General features: G+C 54.1%; 16 protein-coding genes. 6 read left to right on the top strand and 10 right to left on the bottom strand.

Annotated features, from left to right (window positions below):
- Positions 1 to 50 precede the first annotated feature (50 nt).
- From AB1I67_RS05905 to AB1I67_RS05895, 3 genes are all read left to right on the top strand, one after another.
- The gene (locus AB1I67_RS05905) at positions 51 to 1112 is read left to right on the top strand and encodes a suppressor of fused domain protein (RefSeq protein ID WP_367028876.1); all 1062 of its coding nucleotides are present in this window, start codon (positions 51 to 53) and stop codon (positions 1110 to 1112) included.
- Between the two features lie 146 nt (positions 1113 to 1258).
- A complete protein-coding gene (locus tag AB1I67_RS05900; RefSeq protein WP_367028875.1) occupies positions 1259 to 1429 on the top strand; it encodes a 4Fe-4S binding protein in 171 nt (56 codons plus the stop codon).
- A 124-nt stretch (positions 1430 to 1553) separates the two neighbouring features.
- Positions 1554 to 2279 carry a gamma-glutamyl-gamma-aminobutyrate hydrolase family protein gene (locus AB1I67_RS05895; RefSeq protein WP_367028874.1) on the top strand — a complete coding sequence of 242 codons (726 nt, stop codon included), beginning with the start codon at positions 1554 to 1556 and terminating at the stop codon, positions 2277 to 2279.
- Between the two features lie 54 nt (positions 2280 to 2333).
- Here AB1I67_RS05895 and AB1I67_RS05890 read toward each other — a convergent pair whose 3' ends face one another.
- The 4 genes from AB1I67_RS05890 to AB1I67_RS05875 form a co-directional block, all read right to left on the bottom strand.
- On the bottom strand, positions 2334 to 2618 hold the full coding sequence (locus tag AB1I67_RS05890; RefSeq protein ID WP_367028873.1) for a helix-turn-helix transcriptional regulator: 285 nt from the start codon (positions 2616 to 2618) through the stop codon (positions 2334 to 2336).
- Complete coding sequence (locus AB1I67_RS05885) at positions 2599 to 3003, bottom strand: type II toxin-antitoxin system RelE/ParE family toxin (protein ID WP_367028872.1); 405 nt, start codon at positions 3001 to 3003, stop codon at positions 2599 to 2601. The genes AB1I67_RS05890 and AB1I67_RS05885 overlap by 20 nt, the downstream gene beginning before the upstream one ends.
- A gap of 257 nt (positions 3004 to 3260) precedes the next feature.
- Positions 3261 to 4562 (bottom strand): hypothetical protein, encoded by a 1302-nt coding sequence (locus tag AB1I67_RS05880; RefSeq protein WP_367028871.1) that lies wholly within the window; start codon positions 4560 to 4562, stop codon positions 3261 to 3263.
- Positions 4556 to 5260, bottom strand: a complete 705-nt coding sequence (locus AB1I67_RS05875; RefSeq protein ID WP_367028870.1) for a flavin reductase family protein — start codon at positions 5258 to 5260, stop codon at positions 4556 to 4558. Before AB1I67_RS05875 ends, AB1I67_RS05880 begins: the two co-directional genes overlap by 7 nt.
- 249 nt (positions 5261 to 5509) lie before the next feature.
- On the opposite strand from AB1I67_RS05875, the gene AB1I67_RS05870 reads away from it, so the two are divergent.
- Both AB1I67_RS05870 and AB1I67_RS05865 read left to right on the top strand, forming a co-directional pair.
- The gene (locus tag AB1I67_RS05870; protein WP_367028869.1) at positions 5510 to 6745 is read left to right on the top strand and encodes a CaiB/BaiF CoA-transferase family protein; all 1236 of its coding nucleotides are present in this window, start codon (positions 5510 to 5512) and stop codon (positions 6743 to 6745) included.
- Positions 6746 to 6828: 83 nt separating this feature from the next.
- Positions 6829 to 8601, top strand: a complete 1773-nt coding sequence (locus AB1I67_RS05865) for an FAD-binding protein (protein WP_367028868.1) — start codon at positions 6829 to 6831, stop codon at positions 8599 to 8601.
- 186 nt (positions 8602 to 8787) lie between these two features.
- Here the strand turns inward: AB1I67_RS05865 and AB1I67_RS05860 are convergent, their stop codons facing one another.
- The 3 genes from AB1I67_RS05860 to AB1I67_RS05850 all read right to left on the bottom strand — a co-directional run bounded on the left by AB1I67_RS05860 (position 8788) and on the right by AB1I67_RS05850 (position 12230).
- On the bottom strand, positions 8788 to 9939 hold the full coding sequence (locus AB1I67_RS05860; protein WP_367028867.1) for a glycosyl hydrolase family 18 protein: 1152 nt from the start codon (positions 9937 to 9939) through the stop codon (positions 8788 to 8790).
- A gap of 128 nt (positions 9940 to 10067) precedes the next feature.
- Positions 10068 to 10937, bottom strand: a complete 870-nt coding sequence (locus AB1I67_RS05855; protein ID WP_367028866.1) for a MaoC/PaaZ C-terminal domain-containing protein — start codon at positions 10935 to 10937, stop codon at positions 10068 to 10070.
- Positions 10938 to 11003: 66 nt separating this feature from the next.
- Entirely contained in the window at positions 11004 to 12230 is a 1227-nt protein-coding gene (locus tag AB1I67_RS05850) for an acyl-CoA dehydrogenase family protein (RefSeq protein ID WP_367028865.1), read from the bottom strand.
- Between the two features lie 243 nt (positions 12231 to 12473).
- On the opposite strand from AB1I67_RS05850, the gene AB1I67_RS05845 reads away from it, so the two are divergent.
- Positions 12474 to 14093, top strand: a complete 1620-nt coding sequence (locus AB1I67_RS05845) for a helix-turn-helix domain-containing protein (protein WP_367028864.1) — start codon at positions 12474 to 12476, stop codon at positions 14091 to 14093.
- 3 nt (positions 14094 to 14096) lie between these two features.
- Here the strand turns inward: AB1I67_RS05845 and AB1I67_RS05840 are convergent, their stop codons facing one another.
- The 3 genes from AB1I67_RS05840 to AB1I67_RS05830 all read right to left on the bottom strand — a co-directional run bounded on the left by AB1I67_RS05840 (position 14097) and on the right by AB1I67_RS05830 (position 16764).
- Positions 14097 to 15101: an electron transfer flavoprotein subunit alpha/FixB family protein gene (locus AB1I67_RS05840; protein ID WP_367028863.1), complete on the bottom strand. Its 1005-nt coding sequence runs from the start codon at positions 15099 to 15101 to the stop codon at positions 14097 to 14099.
- A 14-nt stretch (positions 15102 to 15115) separates the two neighbouring features.
- Complete coding sequence (locus tag AB1I67_RS05835; protein ID WP_367028862.1) at positions 15116 to 15922, bottom strand: electron transfer flavoprotein subunit beta/FixA family protein; 807 nt, start codon at positions 15920 to 15922, stop codon at positions 15116 to 15118.
- 62 nt (positions 15923 to 15984) lie between these two features.
- On the bottom strand, positions 15985 to 16764 hold the full coding sequence (locus AB1I67_RS05830) for an enoyl-CoA hydratase-related protein (protein WP_367028861.1): 780 nt from the start codon (positions 16762 to 16764) through the stop codon (positions 15985 to 15987).
- Positions 16765 to 16802 lie beyond the last annotated feature (38 nt).

Raw genomic sequence — 16802 nt, 5'->3', positions numbered from 1 at the left:
GAATATGGTACAATAAAACAAGAAAATTCATTTTATGAAAGGAGTAACACATGAGTGAACCCAACATTTTGCTGGAAAGCTGGTCACCGGTATGTAATATCCAGGCAGTTGTAGAGGAAACGGACCTGAACTGTTATCTCTATCTCTGGTTTCACCCCAACTCCGAAAATGCCTATATAAAGGCGTGCTGGGTCTGCAATACAGCCCCGGCAGAGGATAACATTGACACAAAGGCCATGGACAGCGGCAAAGCGCCTTCTATGCCGTCCGAATTTGTTGCCCACGACCCGGCGGGAATCCGCCTGGACAAGGATTCCCTGGAAATCGTGTGGCTGGAGGAGGGCGATGGGGCGGGCCTTTTATCAGACGGGCAGTTGATATGCCTGATTCCCGGTTGGGCCGGCTGCAATCATTTTTACGGCTACTCTATTTATGCCACAGGCATGGGGCCTTTTGCCTGGGAGCTGAAACAGGCTCTCGAGGTATTAGGTACACGCGTGGATAAAAGCAGAAAATTCTGGAACTTTTTTAAGGAGGGCTACTGGCGTCCGGTGCAGGAAATGCACATGGAAGCTCTGGAAAATTTTTTTGGACCTCATCAAAAATATTACGGCATTGACGGCGGAAAGTTTCCACTAAAAGCTCTTGTGACCGGGGAAAAGGACGGGGTCTCCTACGGGATCACAGCAGGCGTCAGTATGATACCCCTGCCCCAGATCGAACAGCATTATCAGGAAGAAACCGGAAAATTCCGGAGGATCGAGCTGGGCTTCGCCTCATCCGGCTGCGAAGCGGAGGAGCAGATGCGTATGTATTCTTTTTTGTCCTCGCTATCGTCATATCCCTGGCAGGAGGTCAGTTGGCTGGGCCATGGACACACATTTCCATGCAGAGCGTTGGAAGGATATTCTGCTGTATGGCTGCTGAATTCCCGCATGATCCCTGAGATATCAGCCCCTGTTTATAAAGACTTTATGGGGGAACCGGTGAATCTGCTGTGGGCAGTGCCTCTGAAGGAGGAAGAATACCAGCGGCTGAAGGAACTGGGAACGGAAGATACATTAAAATGCCGGGCAGACGAACTTCCAACGATCCATATTTTCAACAGGTAAAATCAGCATTTGGGGTTGCCCAGAACTAACCGATAATTGTACCTTATTTTGTCCAAATGCACAGCATTTTCCTCTTGAATATTTTTCGCATATAGTATAGAATAAAGGCACAACGAAATGTTAGACTATTTAAGGAGGATTTTATCATGGCATATGTAATTTCTGACGCTTGTGTTAGTTGTGGTACCTGTGAGGGCGAGTGCCCGGTAAGCGCTATTTCCCAGGGAGACAGCCAGTACGTAATCGACGCTGATACCTGCATCGACTGCGGTACCTGCGCTGGTGTTTGCCCGACCGGCGCTATCAGCGAAGGTTGATTTTGACTTTACATAATACCCCTTTCGTATTGCGGTGCGAAAGGGGTATTTGTGTTTTATGGACTTGCATTCTGACCTGTATTGTGACCTGTATTGTGTTTTCAGGCGAAAGGAGATTTTAGCTTTGAATGATAAGAAACCGATTATTGCACTAACCCCTTATTTCAATATCGATAAAGACGAACCATACATGCGTCCGGCCTACATAAAAGCGATCCGTGCGGCAGGAGGCATTCCCGTCATCCTGCCCCTGGACTTGACAGCGGAGGAACTCAAGCAGCTTGCAGACACCTTCGACGGCTTCCTGTTCACCGGCGGCCCAGACGTGCATCCCTTCTACTTCGGAGAGGAAACCCAGGCCCACTGCGGCAACGTGTGCCTGCGGCGTGATATCATGGAACTGGAGCTCTTAAAGCTGGTCATGGCCCGGAGAAAACCGATCCTTGGCATATGCCGCGGTGTGCAGCTCTTAAACATCGGATTGGGCGGCGATATCTATCAGGATATCCCCAGCCAGTTTAAGGAGGACTTCCCCATCGCCCACACCCAGCCGTTCTACTACGACATCCCGTCCCATACGGTCAAGGTCACCCCTGATACCCTGCTGGCAGATATCGCACAGAGTGATACCTTAAAGGTCAACAGTATGCATCACCAGGCCGTCCGCAGGATCGCTCCAGGACTGACCGCTTCCGGACACGCGCCGGGCGGGCTTGTGGAATGCATCGAGAAACCGGACTATCCCTACTTCATCGGCGTGCAGTGGCACCCGGAATATCTGTGGGAACAGGATGAGGCTGCGTCGCGGCTGTTCGCTTCCTTTGTGGAGGCGGCGCGTCATCCTCAGTAAGCAGGCGGCCGGATGCCTCTGCGGCAATTCTGACGCAGAGGCACAATCATCCCTTCAGTGAAGCTCCACCGTCAGGTTTTTCCCCAGTCCGGACGCCACCTTGATGAGAAAGTCCAGGCTGGGGTTGTAATTGCCGCTCTCCAGCCTGGAGATATTGGACTTCTGGGTCCCAATCTTGCGGGCAAGCTGCTCCTGGGTCATGTTCTGCTCCTTCCGCACCTCGATAATGCGGGAGATGATCTCATACCGCGGGCGCAGCTTCTCATATTCCTCCCGGAACTGTTCATCCTGCATCAGTTCCGCTTTCATACTCTTAAAATCAACTCCTGCTCTGCTCATGTTCCATCCTCCTCTTATAGTCATCCATACAGCGCCTTGCCCGCTCAAGCTCCCGCTTTGGCGTCTTCATCGTCTTCTTTAGAAAGCCGTGGAGAAGGACATATGTGCCCTGATGGTATGTAAAATAAAATACCCTTGCAATATCGCTGGAAAAGCGGATGCGCAGTTCAAAAAGACCTCTGTTACCACTTCCCCTTATAGCTTTCACATGCGGTTCGCGCAGATCGCTCCCATGCTTTTCTAAAAGCTCTATATCACTGAAAGCTTTTGCCCTCAGCTTTGACGGAAGCGACATCAAAAACTCTTTCACCGGGACGTTCCCGTTCTCCTCCATGTAAAATTCCAGACGGTTAATAATAATCCCTTCTTTCTTGTATGTTATCACAAACGATAACATTTGTAAAGTAGTAAATAAAAGTTACACGTTCCATTTCATTTCTTTTTTGCCTTCTTTTGTCGTCCGCAAACACCTCCCCATTCTGCTTATTTCCTCAATGAATTTTCAGCCGAACCGGCCAACACGGCGCCATGGCGCCAGAAGCTGTCTTTTGACAGTTTTGCCTGCGGTCAGAAGCCGCAGGAATCATAAAACTCTATGAGATGCCACCAGTATAACACACCGGGGCATCCCATTCAATCCCTTTATACAATCCCGGCCGCCAGACAAAGTACCGCTGCCACAGCCGTAACGACCCCTGGAATATAGGTAAAGAGCATATACATTTTCAGACATTCCGCATAGGGCAGGCGCAGGACCGATGCCGCATTGGAAATCCCGGCGTTATGGGGCGCGATGCTTCCGAAGGAGGTGATCATCATCATCCGGTGGGCATTGGCGGCGCTGATGCCTGCCGCCGCGTACTGCTCTAACATCTGTGCCCCAAAGGCCGGTATAGGGGCCACGGAGGACGCCATGATAAAGGCCACCGTTATCCCCAGCGCAGGTGCGCCGAAAAGTCCTGGAAGACTTGTAAAAAACGCTTCAAAATAGTAGAATCCCGGCACGTTTTTAAGCGCCACGCCGATCGCATAGGTTGCCGAAACGCTTAAGACCGGCCCGTATACAGATATTGCCCCCGATGCCAGGCTGGCCCCCAGACGGGGCAGCAGACTGCGCGCCCCGGTTACTACAGTCAGGATGCATCCCGCCGCCAGAGAAGCCACCACATCGATCTTTAAAACAGCGCTCATCACAATCACTGCCGCCAGCGGAAGTAGCGACGGCAGGATTCCGGGAAGCTTCTCCTCTGACATCCCCTCATCCAGGGATGCCTCCTGAATGCCTTTGCCGGAAGGAAGAAATTCCTCATGGTTCTCTCCTGCACGTTTCAGTACCAGCCAGAGCATCCCCAGGGACACACTCCAGAACACGGCCACCGCGATCAGTGACAACAGGAGGCCCGCCGTGGTCGTTGTGCCGCACACATCTGCGGCATAGATATTGCAGGCCTGCAATGATCCTGCCAGGACAGCCGCGTTGACCGTCTGCGCTCCCGCACAGCAGTAAAGCCTCCACGGGGTATTGGTCTCCTCAAACAGGTCCTTCGCGATCGGGAGGACCGTGAATACCACCACAAACCCGGAAATCCCCGCATAGCAGAGCAGGAAATAAAGTACCGGGACCATCAGGACACAGTAAAACTGCCGGTTGTGCTTACTCCTGCGAATAAGGGCCGCAAGGCACAGGGCGATCCTTCTGGCATTTCCCCCGTCGCTGAGCAGCCGCCCCAGAAGGCTCCCCAGCAGAAAGATCATAAAATAATTTTTAATAAACTCCGCCATTCCCGGAAGATAGATCCCGTTCAGCCCTTCTAACAATCCCACACCCGAAAAGAGAAAAATGACACAGCTGCCCACAATGGCGGAAAGCACCAGGTTAAACCCGCGGTAAGCCAGCAGCACAAACAGGACCAGCCCTGCTGCTATGCCAATAAAGCTCAGCATACCTTATCCCCGTCCTGATCCTCTTTTGTGGGCCGTCTTCCCTCCATAGCCGCCATGCGTGCCGCGCTGACGCCGGGAACCCGCATGGAGAAGGTGTCTTCCATCACCCCATAGTCCCAGTATCCTGCCCTTCCAAGCAGACGGAGCTTTCTGTAATCCAGCTTGCCGTCAGGGAGGATCACTTCATCCGCCACATGGATCTCCACCACCCTGCCGATGATCATATCCACAGTGCCCTTGCCTCCCGCCGCGCTTCCCGGGATGCGGATGGTCTGCATATACTCGCATTCAAACTGGATGGGCGACTCCGCCACCCGTTTTGCGGCTACCCGCACTGAATCCGCCTTGTGGAGGCCCGCCTTTAGAAACTCGTCCTCCTCTGGCTCAAATCCCGACGCGGTGATATTCATGGCGTCTTTCAGCTCATACGGCACCGCATTGTACACAAAACAGCCGGTCGCCTCGATATTGTTGACCGTGTCCTTGCGGTGTACATGATCCTCATCCCCGCCCTGGTTGACGGCGATCATCACCATCGGCGGATCGTAGGACAAGTTCTGGAACTGGGAAAACGGCGCCAGGTTATCCACGCCGTCCCGGCTGACCGTCGAGATCCAGCCGATGGGCCGCGGAGCCACGCATGCTTTAAATGGGTTCATTGCTATGGGACATTCTTCTTTTACCGGTGAATAATGCATCTTTCTTTCCCTCCCTGATTTCTTTATTACCATTAATTATAGCGTTTCCTGCTCCCTCCCTACTAGGTCAAAGCCTACAAATCCCCATTTGGCCATTTCCGGTTTTTTTAGGCGGTATAGTTAAAACAACCACAATCTTTACAAAAACCAGGCAAATCTTTCGTATTCCATGGCGATTGTTTTTCCGGCTGCATTCCGATAAGATGGATATAACAAAACCGTTGCCAAAGAATAAAAAGGAGGACTTATATGGAACAGTACAAACCGCTTAAGGGTATTAAAGTTGTGGAATTATCGCTGATGGTGGCTTCCGCATCCTGTGGGCGCATGATGGCAGACTGGGGCGCGGACGTGATCAAGGTGGAAAATACAAAAGGCGGGGACAACTTCCGGAAATGGCCGCTGGGAATCGGCGCCCCGGCGGATGACGATTTTGACCCGCTGTTTGACAACTTAAACGCCAACAAGCGGGCGATCAGCCTGGATACTTCTACAGAGCATGGACGGGAGGTCATGTACCGGCTCCTGGAAAATGCAGATGTATTCTTGACAAACCTCCGCACCAGCGCACTAAAAAAATCAGGTCTGGATTACGACAGCTTAAGGGATCGTTTTCCCAGACTGGTCATGACCCAGCTTGACGGATACGGCGAAAAAGGCGAAGAAGCCTCCCGCCCCGGGTACGACAACACCGCATTCTGGGCCAGAGGCGGATTCCTTTACAGCCAGAGCATCTATGGGGACAATGACAAAGCCTATCCCGTCTACATGCCCATGGGCTTTGGCGACGTGACCTGCGCCATGGGAATGATGGCCGCCACGGTTTCTGCTGTGTTAGCCGCACGCCAGACCGGAAAGGGAGACCGGGTCTCCTTAAGCCTCTACGGTACCGCTGTGTGGCTCGCCAACATCCTGGTCTCCGGCTCCCAATACGGATTTCTGCTCCCCAAGAGACGTGAGGATAACAGCCCCTTTGGAGCTACCTTCAAATGCAGCGACGGCCGTTGGTTCATGCCCCAGATCGTGAACTTCAGCCGGGATGCGGCTGTGTATTACCGGCTGCTGGGTGCGGACGACATGGCAGAAAACCCGCTGTACGCCTCCCGCGCCAATTTTAACAAGGCGGAGGTGTGCGGTCCGGTCATTGAGCGGTTTGAAAAAATATTTGCCAAGAAAACTGCCGATGAATGGAAAAAACTGTTTGAAGAAGCGGGGCTTTGCTGTGAGATCCTGTACGGCTATGGAGATATCCTGACCGATCCCCAGGCGCAGGCAAATGACTTTATCTACCAGATGAAATATGACAACGGCAAAGAAGCCTCCCTGGTGCGGAGCTGTCTGCGCAGCGAGCGCATGGGCCTGCCTGAATTCAACCGGGGACCGATGCTTGGAGAGCACACCGTTGATATCCTGAAAGAACTGGGCTATGGTGATGATGAGATTGGAATAATGCTGGAAGAAAAGGCCGTAAAACAGCACGAGTAGTTCTGTGACTGTTGAATATTTCTTTTGTAACTGATATAATGTTAAAGTATTCACTAATTTATCATTATATTGGAGGATGATTTATGAAAAGAAACAGATTCTGCTATGCGGCAGCATTCACGGCTGCCATGGTCGGCCTGACGGCCTGTTCCGGCTCCGATCAGGGCGAAACAACCGCGGCTGCGACCACCGCGGCAACTACCGCCGCAGAGACGGCCGCTCCGGAGACCAGCGCAGGACCGCAGACCTATGATGTGAAAGCCAATGGCTACGGCGGCGAGGTGAACTTGAAAGTAACCCTTGAGGATGGCGCTGTAACCGGGATTGAGCTGGGGGACAACCACGAATCCAAGGTAGTGATCGACCGGGCATTTCCTGTTATCCGCGACCGGATCATTGAGGCCGGAACGCCTGTAGTGGACAGTGTGAGCGGCGCAACCTTTTCTTCTTACGCGGTCAAAGCCGCAGTGGCTGACGCCATGACCCAGGCTGGTCTGGAAGTGGAGAAGATCACCATGGCTACCACAGGCCCTGAGAAGGAAGCAGTTACCCTTGACGACGTAGAGGCAGATATCCTGGTAGTTGGCGGCGGCCCTTCCGGGCTGGCTGCAGCCATCACCGCCAAAGCCGCCAAACCGGATGCCAACATCATCCTGGTGGAAAAGATGGATATCTTAAGCGGCAACGGCAAATTTGACATGAATTTCTACGACCTGATCAACTCAGAAGCTCAGAAAGCCGCCGGCAATGAAAAATGGACCGTGAACCAGGTGGAAAACTTCATCGAAGCCAAATCCACCGCAGGCGACACGCCGGAGCGCGTCAAGGTCTGGGCTGAGCAGGAGAATGAACTGGATGCGTGGCTGCGCAGCATGGGGGTAGAGCTGAACTACAACTATGGAGCCATGAACCATATGGCAGAGGAAGACCAGTACTCCGGTGAAGTCATCCAGGCAGGCATGGAGGCACATGCCAATGAACTTGGCATTGACATCCGCACCGGCACCAAAGGTACCGACCTGGTGATGGAGGATGGCCGCTGCGCAGGCGTCACCGTTACTAACAACGACAATGAGACCTACACCATCCGAGCACAGAGCACGATCATCGCCACCGGCGGCTTCTGCTCCAGCAAAGAACTGCTGGCAGAATACGCTCCGGGCTACGAGGTTTTAAACACCTCCAACCAGATCGGAACTACCGGCGATTTTGTGAAAGTATTTGAGAAAAATGGTTTCAAGATGGAAGAGATGGACAACGTCCGCGTATTCCCCAACATTATTGTGCCGAACCGCGACTTAACCGGCGGCGCTGACTTAAGCATCCTGGTCAATAAAGAGGGCAAGCGTTTCATTGATGAGAACAAGGGCGGTCTGGAGCTGGGTACCACGATCAAGGATCAGCCGGACGGCAAGGTATTCACTATCACCGACCAGACTGGATATGACTCCTTCTACCGCATCCGCAAGCATGTGAATCTGGGCTATTACGCCAAGGGCGAGACTCTGGCAGAGCTGGCAGATGCCCTGGGCATCGATGCCGCAGAGCTTGAAAAAACCGTTGCAGAGCTCAATGAAGCAGCAGCGGCAGGCGAAAACGATGCACTTACCGGCGAACCGTTTGCACGCCCCTTCGATGAAAAGGGACCGTACTACGGTGTGCGCGTGGAAGCAGCCAACCATATGACCAAGGGCGGCGTTTCCTGCAACGAAAAAGCACAGGTTCTCTATGAGGACGGCACACCGGTTGACGGCTTGTACGCTTCCGGCGAAGTGACCTGGCAGTCCGGCGGCTATTCCCAGTCCGTGGCCTTCGGCCGCGTGGCCGGTCAACAGGCTGCTGAGAATCTGAAATAAAAGTGTTGTTGAGTACTTCAATTAAAAGAAGGGGCCCAAGTCATTTTTCATGGCTTAGGGCCCCTTTTTTTCTGCCGCTGCCACATACTCCGGCTTTTACGGCATCTCTTTTACTTTTCGGCATCTCTTTTACTTCTGCAGCATCTCTTGGGCTTATGTGGCATTGCTTTATACCTCTGCGCCCCCTTACATCCCCGGTTCCGCCTCAAACAGCTCATTTAACAACAGCCAGTTGGCCCTGTCATAGTTCATGAGCTGCCAGTATCCCACTCCGGACAATCCGTATTCCTTAATCAGCATAAATTTAGCATACTGGCTGCGTGGGTCCTCGAACCAGACCTCATGCTGGATGCCGTACTGCCAGTACCGGAACCAGGGAGACATAGCCGTCTCGTCAAACCGGATCTCCACGCCGTGATCGATGGCAAGCCGGATCGCTTCCTGCTTGTTGATGGTCCGCGCCCGGGTAACGCCCCGCTCATAGGGCAGAGGCCAGTCGTAACCGTAATTGGGGATTCCCAGGCTGATCTTTTCCGGAGGGATTTCCGTGAGGGCGTATTCCACCACACGCCGCACCATATTGAGGGGCGCTACGGCCATGGGCGGACCGTAGGTATACCCCCATTCGTAAGTCATCAGCATCGCCCGGTTGGCTGCTGCGCCCAGCAGACGGTAATCCACGCCCTCATAGAGAAGCCCCGGCTGGTCTCTGGAGGTCTTGGGCGCCAGGGCCACGGATACCGGATATCCCAGCAAATTCATTATCTGCGTAGTGCGGGATACAAATTGGGCAAATTCCTCCCGGTCTTCTGCCCTGATGTATTCAAAATCAATATCCAGGCCCTCATACCCCTTTTCCTGCATCACCCCGCCAAGCTCCAGGACCAGGTTTCTCTGGACTGCCTGATCCTCCACCACCGCCGTCACCAGATTGTTATTAAACCGCCCGTCAGCTCCCAGCGGTGTCAGGACCAGCACAGGCCGCACTCCCGCAGAAAGCGCCGCCTCAATCAGAGGACTGTCATCGGCCATCGGCGGGATCAAGTTGCCCTCTGTGGTAAAACCGTAGGAAAATATATAAAGCGCCGTCAGCCACTGGAGCGTCTCACGCAGCACCTCCCGGTCGATGAACGGATAGGCGTAACCACTGACATAGAGCGGAGTCCGCCCTGCCGTGTTCTCCACTCCGCTCCTGCTCCGAAGAAAAAGGGCCTGGCCCACGGCCAGGCGATATGGATATTCTATCTGATTATCATAAATAATGGTTTCCACCGGCACACCGGACTCCGCTGCGATCCTGTCCACATTGTCCCCCGGCTTCACTACATATATCTGCATCTGTCCTACGCTCCTGTGGTCGGTATGTTACTGCATTCTATGTAGCGGCAGGCCTGTTTTGTGCACCCTGCGCCAAGGCAGCCCCATTCTATTGCATCCTTCTTCTCTTATCCTGCCGCTGTCCGGCACTACACATTTTCTTTCCACACCATCCGCCCGTAATCCAGGATTGCCTTCCCATCCGAATCCTTTATCATGCGGAACAACGCCTCTCCCGGCGTTTCATTCCACATCTGGAGTGTGAAGCTGTCCCCCGGCATGGCAACGCTGCGGAACTGATTTTCTATGGAGACCATCCGCTCCGGCTCACCCGCAAACAACGCCCCTACCATCATGCGGCAGGCGTAGCCAAGGCTGCACAGTCCATGGACGATCGGCCGCTCAAAGCCGCATTTGACCGCAAATTCCGGATCGGCATGCAAAGGATAGGTGTCTCCGGTCAGGCGGTACAGAAGCGGTGCATTCATCGGATAGCTGTCACGGCACACACAGTCCGGCTCCCGCTCAGGGATACGGATGGCACTGTGGGGCACTGCCGGCCCGCCAAATCCGCCGGACCAGCGGTTTAAATATCCCATGGTATTGGTAAATACCGGTTCACCGGTCTCATCCCGTCCGATCACATCTACGTTGATCTTGGCGCCCTTGCCTTCCCCCCGGTCATAGACAGCGCTGATCACCTTTTCGATCCGGAAGGTCCCTTCCGTGGGAAGCGGTTTGTGCAGCACAAGCTTATGGTCCATGTGCAGAGTCCCGTCTGTGCGCAGACCTGCTATCTTTTTGGTGGGCATCTGCGGCTGGGCATCGTATGGATCCATGCCAAAGGTTCCGGCGCAGGGGATCACGCCAAAGGTGGGGACTGCCTTCAGTCCCTTTTCATAGACGTATTCCAGCTCATCCGGCGACGCACCCACGCTTAAATTATACAAGATCAAATCCCGCCAGCTATAAGTGAACTTCTGTTCCAGGGATAATCCTATGGCAGATTCATTCAGCATTATCGGTCCCTCCTCTTTTTTAAAAGACGGTCCCGCACATGCTGTCCGGGACCGCCACATCAATTACTATTTGATCCTGTTAGCACGGATCACATTGCCGCTGATGACTACTCTCTGGATCTCATTGGTTCCCTCAAAGATCTGGAAGATCTTGGCGTCGCGCATCAGCTTTTCAACCGGATAATCCCGCATATAGCCGTATCCGCCCAGGATCTGGACCGCCTCGGTCACCACGTTGTTAAGGGCGTCGGAGCAGTAGCATTTGGCGATCGGCCCTAATGTAGCCGCAGACGGATCTCCAGCGTCCAACAGGGCGGCTACCTTCATGCCGATGGCGCGGCTGGTCTCGATGGCGATCTCCATATCGGCGATCTTGAAGCTGATCGCCTGGTTCTTATAGATCGGCTTGCCCATGCTCATACGTTCCTGAACGTATTTCACACAGACATCCTTAGCGGCGCGCATAATGCCAACGCAGCCGCTTCCTACACCTGCGCGGCCCTGCTCCAAGGTCTTCATGGCGATCTTGAAGCCTTCGCCCTCTTTACCGATCAGGGCGGACGCCGGGATATGTACGTCCTCAAAGATCACATCGCTGGTGGCGGACTGGCGGATGCCCATCTTGTCCTCATGCTTGCCGATGCTCACGCCCGGAAGGTGGGCGTCTACCAGGAACATGGTCAGGCCCTTATAACCCAGGGAGCGGTCGATGGTTGCGACCACGCACATAAAATCCGCATAGCACGCATTGGTGATAAAGCATTTCCGTCCATTTAAGATATATTCTTTTACATTGCCGTCCTCGTCCAGAACCTTCTCTGCCAGGGTCTTGCACGCACCCGCATCGGAGCCTGCGTCCGGCTCGGTCAGCGCAAATGCCGCAAAACCGCTGCGCTTCTTGGGCCAGCGGGGATCTCTGCCCGGCTTGTCGCTGGTGAGGATCTCCACGCACCACTGCTTCTGTTCCTCCGTACCTGCCAGCAGCACCGGCTTGATCCCCAGATTGTTGGTGCCGCAGGTCAGTCCAAAACCTGCATCCCCATACATCAGCTCCTCGCGGATCCAGGCCGCGGTTACATTGCTTAAGCCCTGTCCGCCATACTCAGCCGGCAGATCGGCACAGATCAGGCCCATCTCAAAGGCCTTGTTATAGGCGTCCCAGTCCAGCTCGCCGCTGATGTCGTGCTCGGCTGCTTTGGGCCGCACCTCTTTCATCACGAAATCATGGACCATCTCCGCAATTTCCCTGTCTTCGCCTGTCAAAACCAATCCTGCTTCTCCTACATCAAACATACTGTTACCACCTTTCCTGAAAATGATATCTGTTACTCTGTATTTATCTTACCAGACTCCACCTTTTGAAAACACGGCGGCAGTTACAAAAATGTCAATCTTTGCCCCTACCCTTTGTGGTCAAAATGACCACATTGTTATCATTCAGCTATATTGTATAAATTCATCTGGAATTTTCGTTCCATATCTGGTATTATTAATCACGACTACTTTATTCTGCTTACGATAACCGGAGGTGTCATTATGCAGTTAGCACAATGTATCATCATCGATATACTGAAACCCTTTCATGTCGAATGCCTGGTTCCGGAGGGAAAGACTTTCTGCTTTAGCCAGATCCATCTGCTGGATGAAACTCCTGTTTCTCCGGAAGCCTCCTCTCTCTACGTGGGTACGCTGGATCAGGTCCGTTCTATTGAAAAGGATATTCTCGCTCAGATCTGCATCGTTTGTATCGGACCAAAAGAGGAAGCGCTCACTCTTCTTGACCAGAATCCCGCCAACCTGCTGCTGATCCCGGGCAACCCTTCCCTTGCCTCCGTCGCCAACCGCCTGTACAGCGGCTTTGACCAGATCCTGAAATGGTGCAGCGAGCTGGAGATGGCGATCCTGGCTAAGAAGGACTATCAGACCATCATTTCCCTCGGGACCCGGATCTTTGGGGACAACCCGATCATCATGGTCAATTCATCCTATAACCTGATCGCCGGAAGCCTGCCCTCCTCCCCCTCCCACGAGCGAATAGACGCCATATTGAAAAAGGGCTACTATTCCAAAGAGATGACCGACGGGCTGGCACGGATGGGCTATCAGGCCAACGGGACCAAGTATACGGTCCCCACGATCCTCTATCCGCCAAACTACATGGACTGCCCGCTCATGGTGCTCGCCACCCATGCAGACAACGGTATTTTCCTGGGCTTCATCACGGTCTATTTTACAAAAGACGATCCGACGCCTGCCCAGTTTGAGCTGTTCTCCTGGTTTGCCCGCAAGATCCGCCGGTATTACCTAGAAAACAGCGGTGAGAATTCTTCCATGCCTACGCCGTTGGAAGTCTTTATGGCGGACCTGATCGACCATACCCGGGAGGATGAAACCTTTTTGGAGGACCGGGCCCGCTCCCTGCGTCTTCCGCTGGACGCCGCTTACCGCCTCTGCGTGATCCAGTGGGATAAATTTATCCTTCCGCAGGCGGACTACATCATGAACAGGCTGCGCTCCTGTTTGAAGTTCCCATTTTTCCGGGTGCTTTTATACCATCAGTCGGTGCTCCTTTTGCTGCAGGGGGATATCTCCAGCTTGAGGGTCATTGAGGAGATCAACGAGTCCTTTGAGGAGTTTGGAGAGCTGTTGCATATCTGCCAGGGACATGCGGGATTTTCCACTGCCAATTTCCCGCTGCTGAAAATGAACATCGCTTACCGACAGGCTGTGACTGCCGCCAGATACGGCATGATGCTGAACCCGGAGGCAGGGATTTATTTTTATTCTCATTATTACATCTATGAAATGCTGGAGGATTATAAAAAACGCTACAGCCTGGAGGATATGTCCGTGCAGAAGCTCCGCCTTCTTCGGGGGCCGGAGGATGACCGATACGACAACCTGGCCCTTCTGCGCAACTATCTGCTGACGGAGCGCAGCATCTCCGGTACAGCCAAGATCATGCATATGCACCGCAACAGCGTGATCTACCGGCTGAACAAGATCCAGGAGATCCTCGGCCTTGATTTGGACGACCCGGATGTGCGCCTGCGGCTCCTTATCTCTTTTAAGATCCTGGAGCTGCAAAACGGGCACATTCTGCCTGCTCCTGTTTTTGAGGAGCAGACAAACGGCCCGGTCAGCTTTTACGAATGATCTCTATGCTTTTAATTTTTTAATCTCTTCTGTCAGGACCGGGAGCACCTCGAATAAGCTGCCTACGATACCATAATCAGCAGCTTTGAAGATCGGGGCTTCCGGATCTTTATTGATCGCCACGATACAGTCAGAGCCGGACATGCCTGCCAGATGCTGGATCGCACCGGATATACCGCATGCAATATAGAGCTTCGGCCCGACGGTCTTGCCGGTCTGCCCCACCTGGTGGGCGTGCCCGATCCATCCTGCGTCCACCGCCGCACGGGAAGCGCCCACAGCGCCGCCGAGCACCGCCGCTAAGTCCTCCAGCAGCTTAAAGTTCTCCGGGCCGCCCAGGCCGCGTCCGCCGGATACGATGATCTCCGCATCCTCCAGATTCAGGATGCCGGCGGCGGTATCACGGACGGATTCGATCAGCCTTGTCCTGATCTTGTCCGCCGGGATCTCTATGGTCTCCCAGATCACTTCCGCCGCTTTTCCCGATACCGGAAGCTTCTTAAACACGCCCGGACGGACGGTCCCGATCTGCGGACGGGTATTGGGGCACATGATGACCGCCATCAAGTTGCCGCCAAAGGCCGGTCTGGTCCATGCCACATTGCCGCTTTCCTCATCATAGTCAAGGCTTGTACAGTCCGCGGTCAGGCCGGTCTTAAGCCTGCATGACAGGCGCGGGCCAAAATCGCGGCCGTTGTTGGTGGCGCCGATCAGGATCGCCGACGGATCGTATTTCTGCACCAGCTCTGTCATGGCATAGGTGTAGGCGTCAAAGCTGTATTTCTCATACTCAGCTCCCTCCACGCTGATGATCTGGTCCGCGCCGTACTGCTGGACCTGGGCTACCGCCTCTGCATTGTCCTTGCCCAGGATCACCGCGATCAGCTTCTCCCCTGCCTTTTCCGCCAGCATGCGTCCGGGATTTAACAGCTCCAGACCCACGCTCTTTGCTTTTCCCTCATCTGTCTCAATGAATACCCAGATATTCTTACTTGTAAATTCGCTCATAGTCCCTGCACCTCTCAAATAATCTTGGCATCGCTAAGCATAGCAGCCAGTCTGACAGCGGCGTCTTCGCCTGTCTCGCCGCGGATCACCACGCCGTTTTTGCTCTGATCCGGGGTAAAGGTCTTTTTCACCTTTGTGGGAGAGCCGTTCAGTCCCAGCCGCTCCTGCTCGCAGACCATGTCCGGATCGCTGTTTGTGATCTCGGTGATGACCGCCCGGTTCGCCGCCATCTTGCTCTTGATGGAAGGATAACGGGGATCATAGGGGGTCTTAGTCGCTGTGACCAGGGCGGGAAGATCCACCTCCACCACATCATGGCCCTCATCTGTATCCCGGAGCACCTGCAGTTTCCCGTCCACCAGTTCCACGCCGGTTGCCAGCGTCACATGGGGAAGATCCATATGCTCGGCAATCTCCGGCCCTACCTGGGCCGTATCCCCGTCGATCGCCTGCTTGCCGCACAGGATCAGATCTGTCTTCTCGCCGGTCTTTGCCTCCACGGCTTTGATCGCCCGGCTAAGTATGTAGCTGGTCGCCAAAGTATCAGAACCGCCAAAGGCCCGGTCCGTCACCAGAAACGCCTGGTCCGCGCCAACACTCAGGCACTCTTTTAAAGCATTCTTCGCCTGGGCCGGCCCCATGCTGATCACGGTCACTTTGCCGCCCTCTTTCTCTTTCAGCCTCACAGCCATCTCCAGGGCGCAGGCGTCAAAGGGATTGACAATGCTGGGCACGCCCTCACGGATCAACGTATGCTTTACCGGATCGATCCGGATCTCCGTGGTATCCGGCACCTGCTTCACACAAACCACAATATTCATAAATTTTCACCTCTGTCTAAATTTTTTACTGCTGCCGACACTGATCATTTTTTCAATGCGTATCATTTCCCCCTATATTCAGGCGTCCGTTTTTCCAGAAATGATGTAACGCCTTCCATCTTGTCCTCCGTGCTGCAAAGGGCGCTTAAGGCCAGCATCTCTAACAGCTCGCCCACCTCCTGGCTGCTGGAGAGGGACGCCTGCACCACCTGCTTGGCGATCCGGATCGCTACCGGCCCTTTGGCGATCAGCTTGCCCGCCATCTTTTTAGCCTCCGCGATCAGGCTCTCCTGCGGAACACATTTAGTCGCCAGGCCGATGGCTACCGCCTCCTCCGCGCCGATCTTACGTCCTAAAAGGATCACATCCTGCGCCCGCCCAAGGCCGATCAGCCTGGACAGCCTCTGGGTCCCGCCTGCCCCCGGAAGGATCCCAAGCCCCGTCTCCGGCAGCGCAAACAGCGCATTTTCCGAAACCACACGGAAATCACAGGCGATCGCCGTCTCGCAGCCGCCTCCGAACGCATACCCGTTCACCGCCGCGATCACCGGCTTTGCGCATTTCTGGATCCGGTTAAGAGCCTTCTGCCCGGCCCCTCCCAGACAGTCTATGGCTTTTTTAAGCTTCAGGGAGTTTAAGTCGGCCCCCGCAATAAACGCCTTGTCCCCGGCCCCTGTCAGGATCACGACCTTCACTTCCTCCGCCTTATCCGCCCAGGCAAAAAACTCACTGATCTCCGCCCAGGACACATCATCCAGCGCGTTCATCTTCTCCGGCCGGTCAGCCGTAAAGACCGCCACTCCCTGCTCGTCAATCTCCAGTTTAAAATTCTGAAATTCCACTACAATTCCTCCTTTCCCTCATATCTCCCCGGATAATA

The organism is Clostridium sp. AN503 (assembly GCF_040719375.1).
Taxonomy (GTDB): Bacteria; Bacillota; Clostridia; order Lachnospirales; family Lachnospiraceae; genus Brotaphodocola.
This window is presented reverse-complemented; position numbering and strand designations above follow the sequence as displayed.

What these genes read in the sequence shown, in the direction of transcription:
- AB1I67_RS05875 (WP_367028870.1), bottom strand. Translation starts at nt 5,260, where the DNA reads ATGCATTATTCACCGGTAAAAGAAGAATGTCCCATAGCAATGAACCCA.
- AB1I67_RS05835 (WP_367028862.1), bottom strand. Translation starts at nt 15,922, where the DNA reads ATGAATATTGTGGTTTGTGTGAAGCAGGTGCCGGATACCACGGAGATC.
- AB1I67_RS05850 (WP_367028865.1), bottom strand. Translation starts at nt 12,230, where the DNA reads ATGTTTGATGTAGGAGAAGCAGGATTGGTTTTGACAGGCGAAGACAGG.
- AB1I67_RS05855 (WP_367028866.1), bottom strand. Translation starts at nt 10,937, where the DNA reads ATGCTGAATGAATCTGCCATAGGATTATCCCTGGAACAGAAGTTCACT.
- AB1I67_RS05870 (WP_367028869.1), top strand. Translation starts at nt 5,510, where the DNA reads ATGGAACAGTACAAACCGCTTAAGGGTATTAAAGTTGTGGAATTATCG.
- AB1I67_RS05880 (WP_367028871.1), bottom strand. Translation starts at nt 4,562, where the DNA reads ATGCTGAGCTTTATTGGCATAGCAGCAGGGCTGGTCCTGTTTGTGCTG.
- AB1I67_RS05860 (WP_367028867.1), bottom strand. Translation starts at nt 9,939, where the DNA reads ATGCAGATATATGTAGTGAAGCCGGGGGACAATGTGGACAGGATCGCA.
- AB1I67_RS05905 (WP_367028876.1), top strand. Translation starts at nt 51, where the DNA reads ATGAGTGAACCCAACATTTTGCTGGAAAGCTGGTCACCGGTATGTAAT.
- AB1I67_RS05840 (WP_367028863.1), bottom strand. Translation starts at nt 15,101, where the DNA reads ATGAGCGAATTTACAAGTAAGAATATCTGGGTATTCATTGAGACAGAT.
- AB1I67_RS05865 (WP_367028868.1), top strand. Translation starts at nt 6,829, where the DNA reads ATGAAAAGAAACAGATTCTGCTATGCGGCAGCATTCACGGCTGCCATG.
- AB1I67_RS05890 (WP_367028873.1), bottom strand. Translation starts at nt 2,618, where the DNA reads ATGAGCAGAGCAGGAGTTGATTTTAAGAGTATGAAAGCGGAACTGATG.
- AB1I67_RS05845 (WP_367028864.1), top strand. Translation starts at nt 12,474, where the DNA reads ATGCAGTTAGCACAATGTATCATCATCGATATACTGAAACCCTTTCAT.
- AB1I67_RS05900 (WP_367028875.1), top strand. Translation starts at nt 1,259, where the DNA reads ATGGCATATGTAATTTCTGACGCTTGTGTTAGTTGTGGTACCTGTGAG.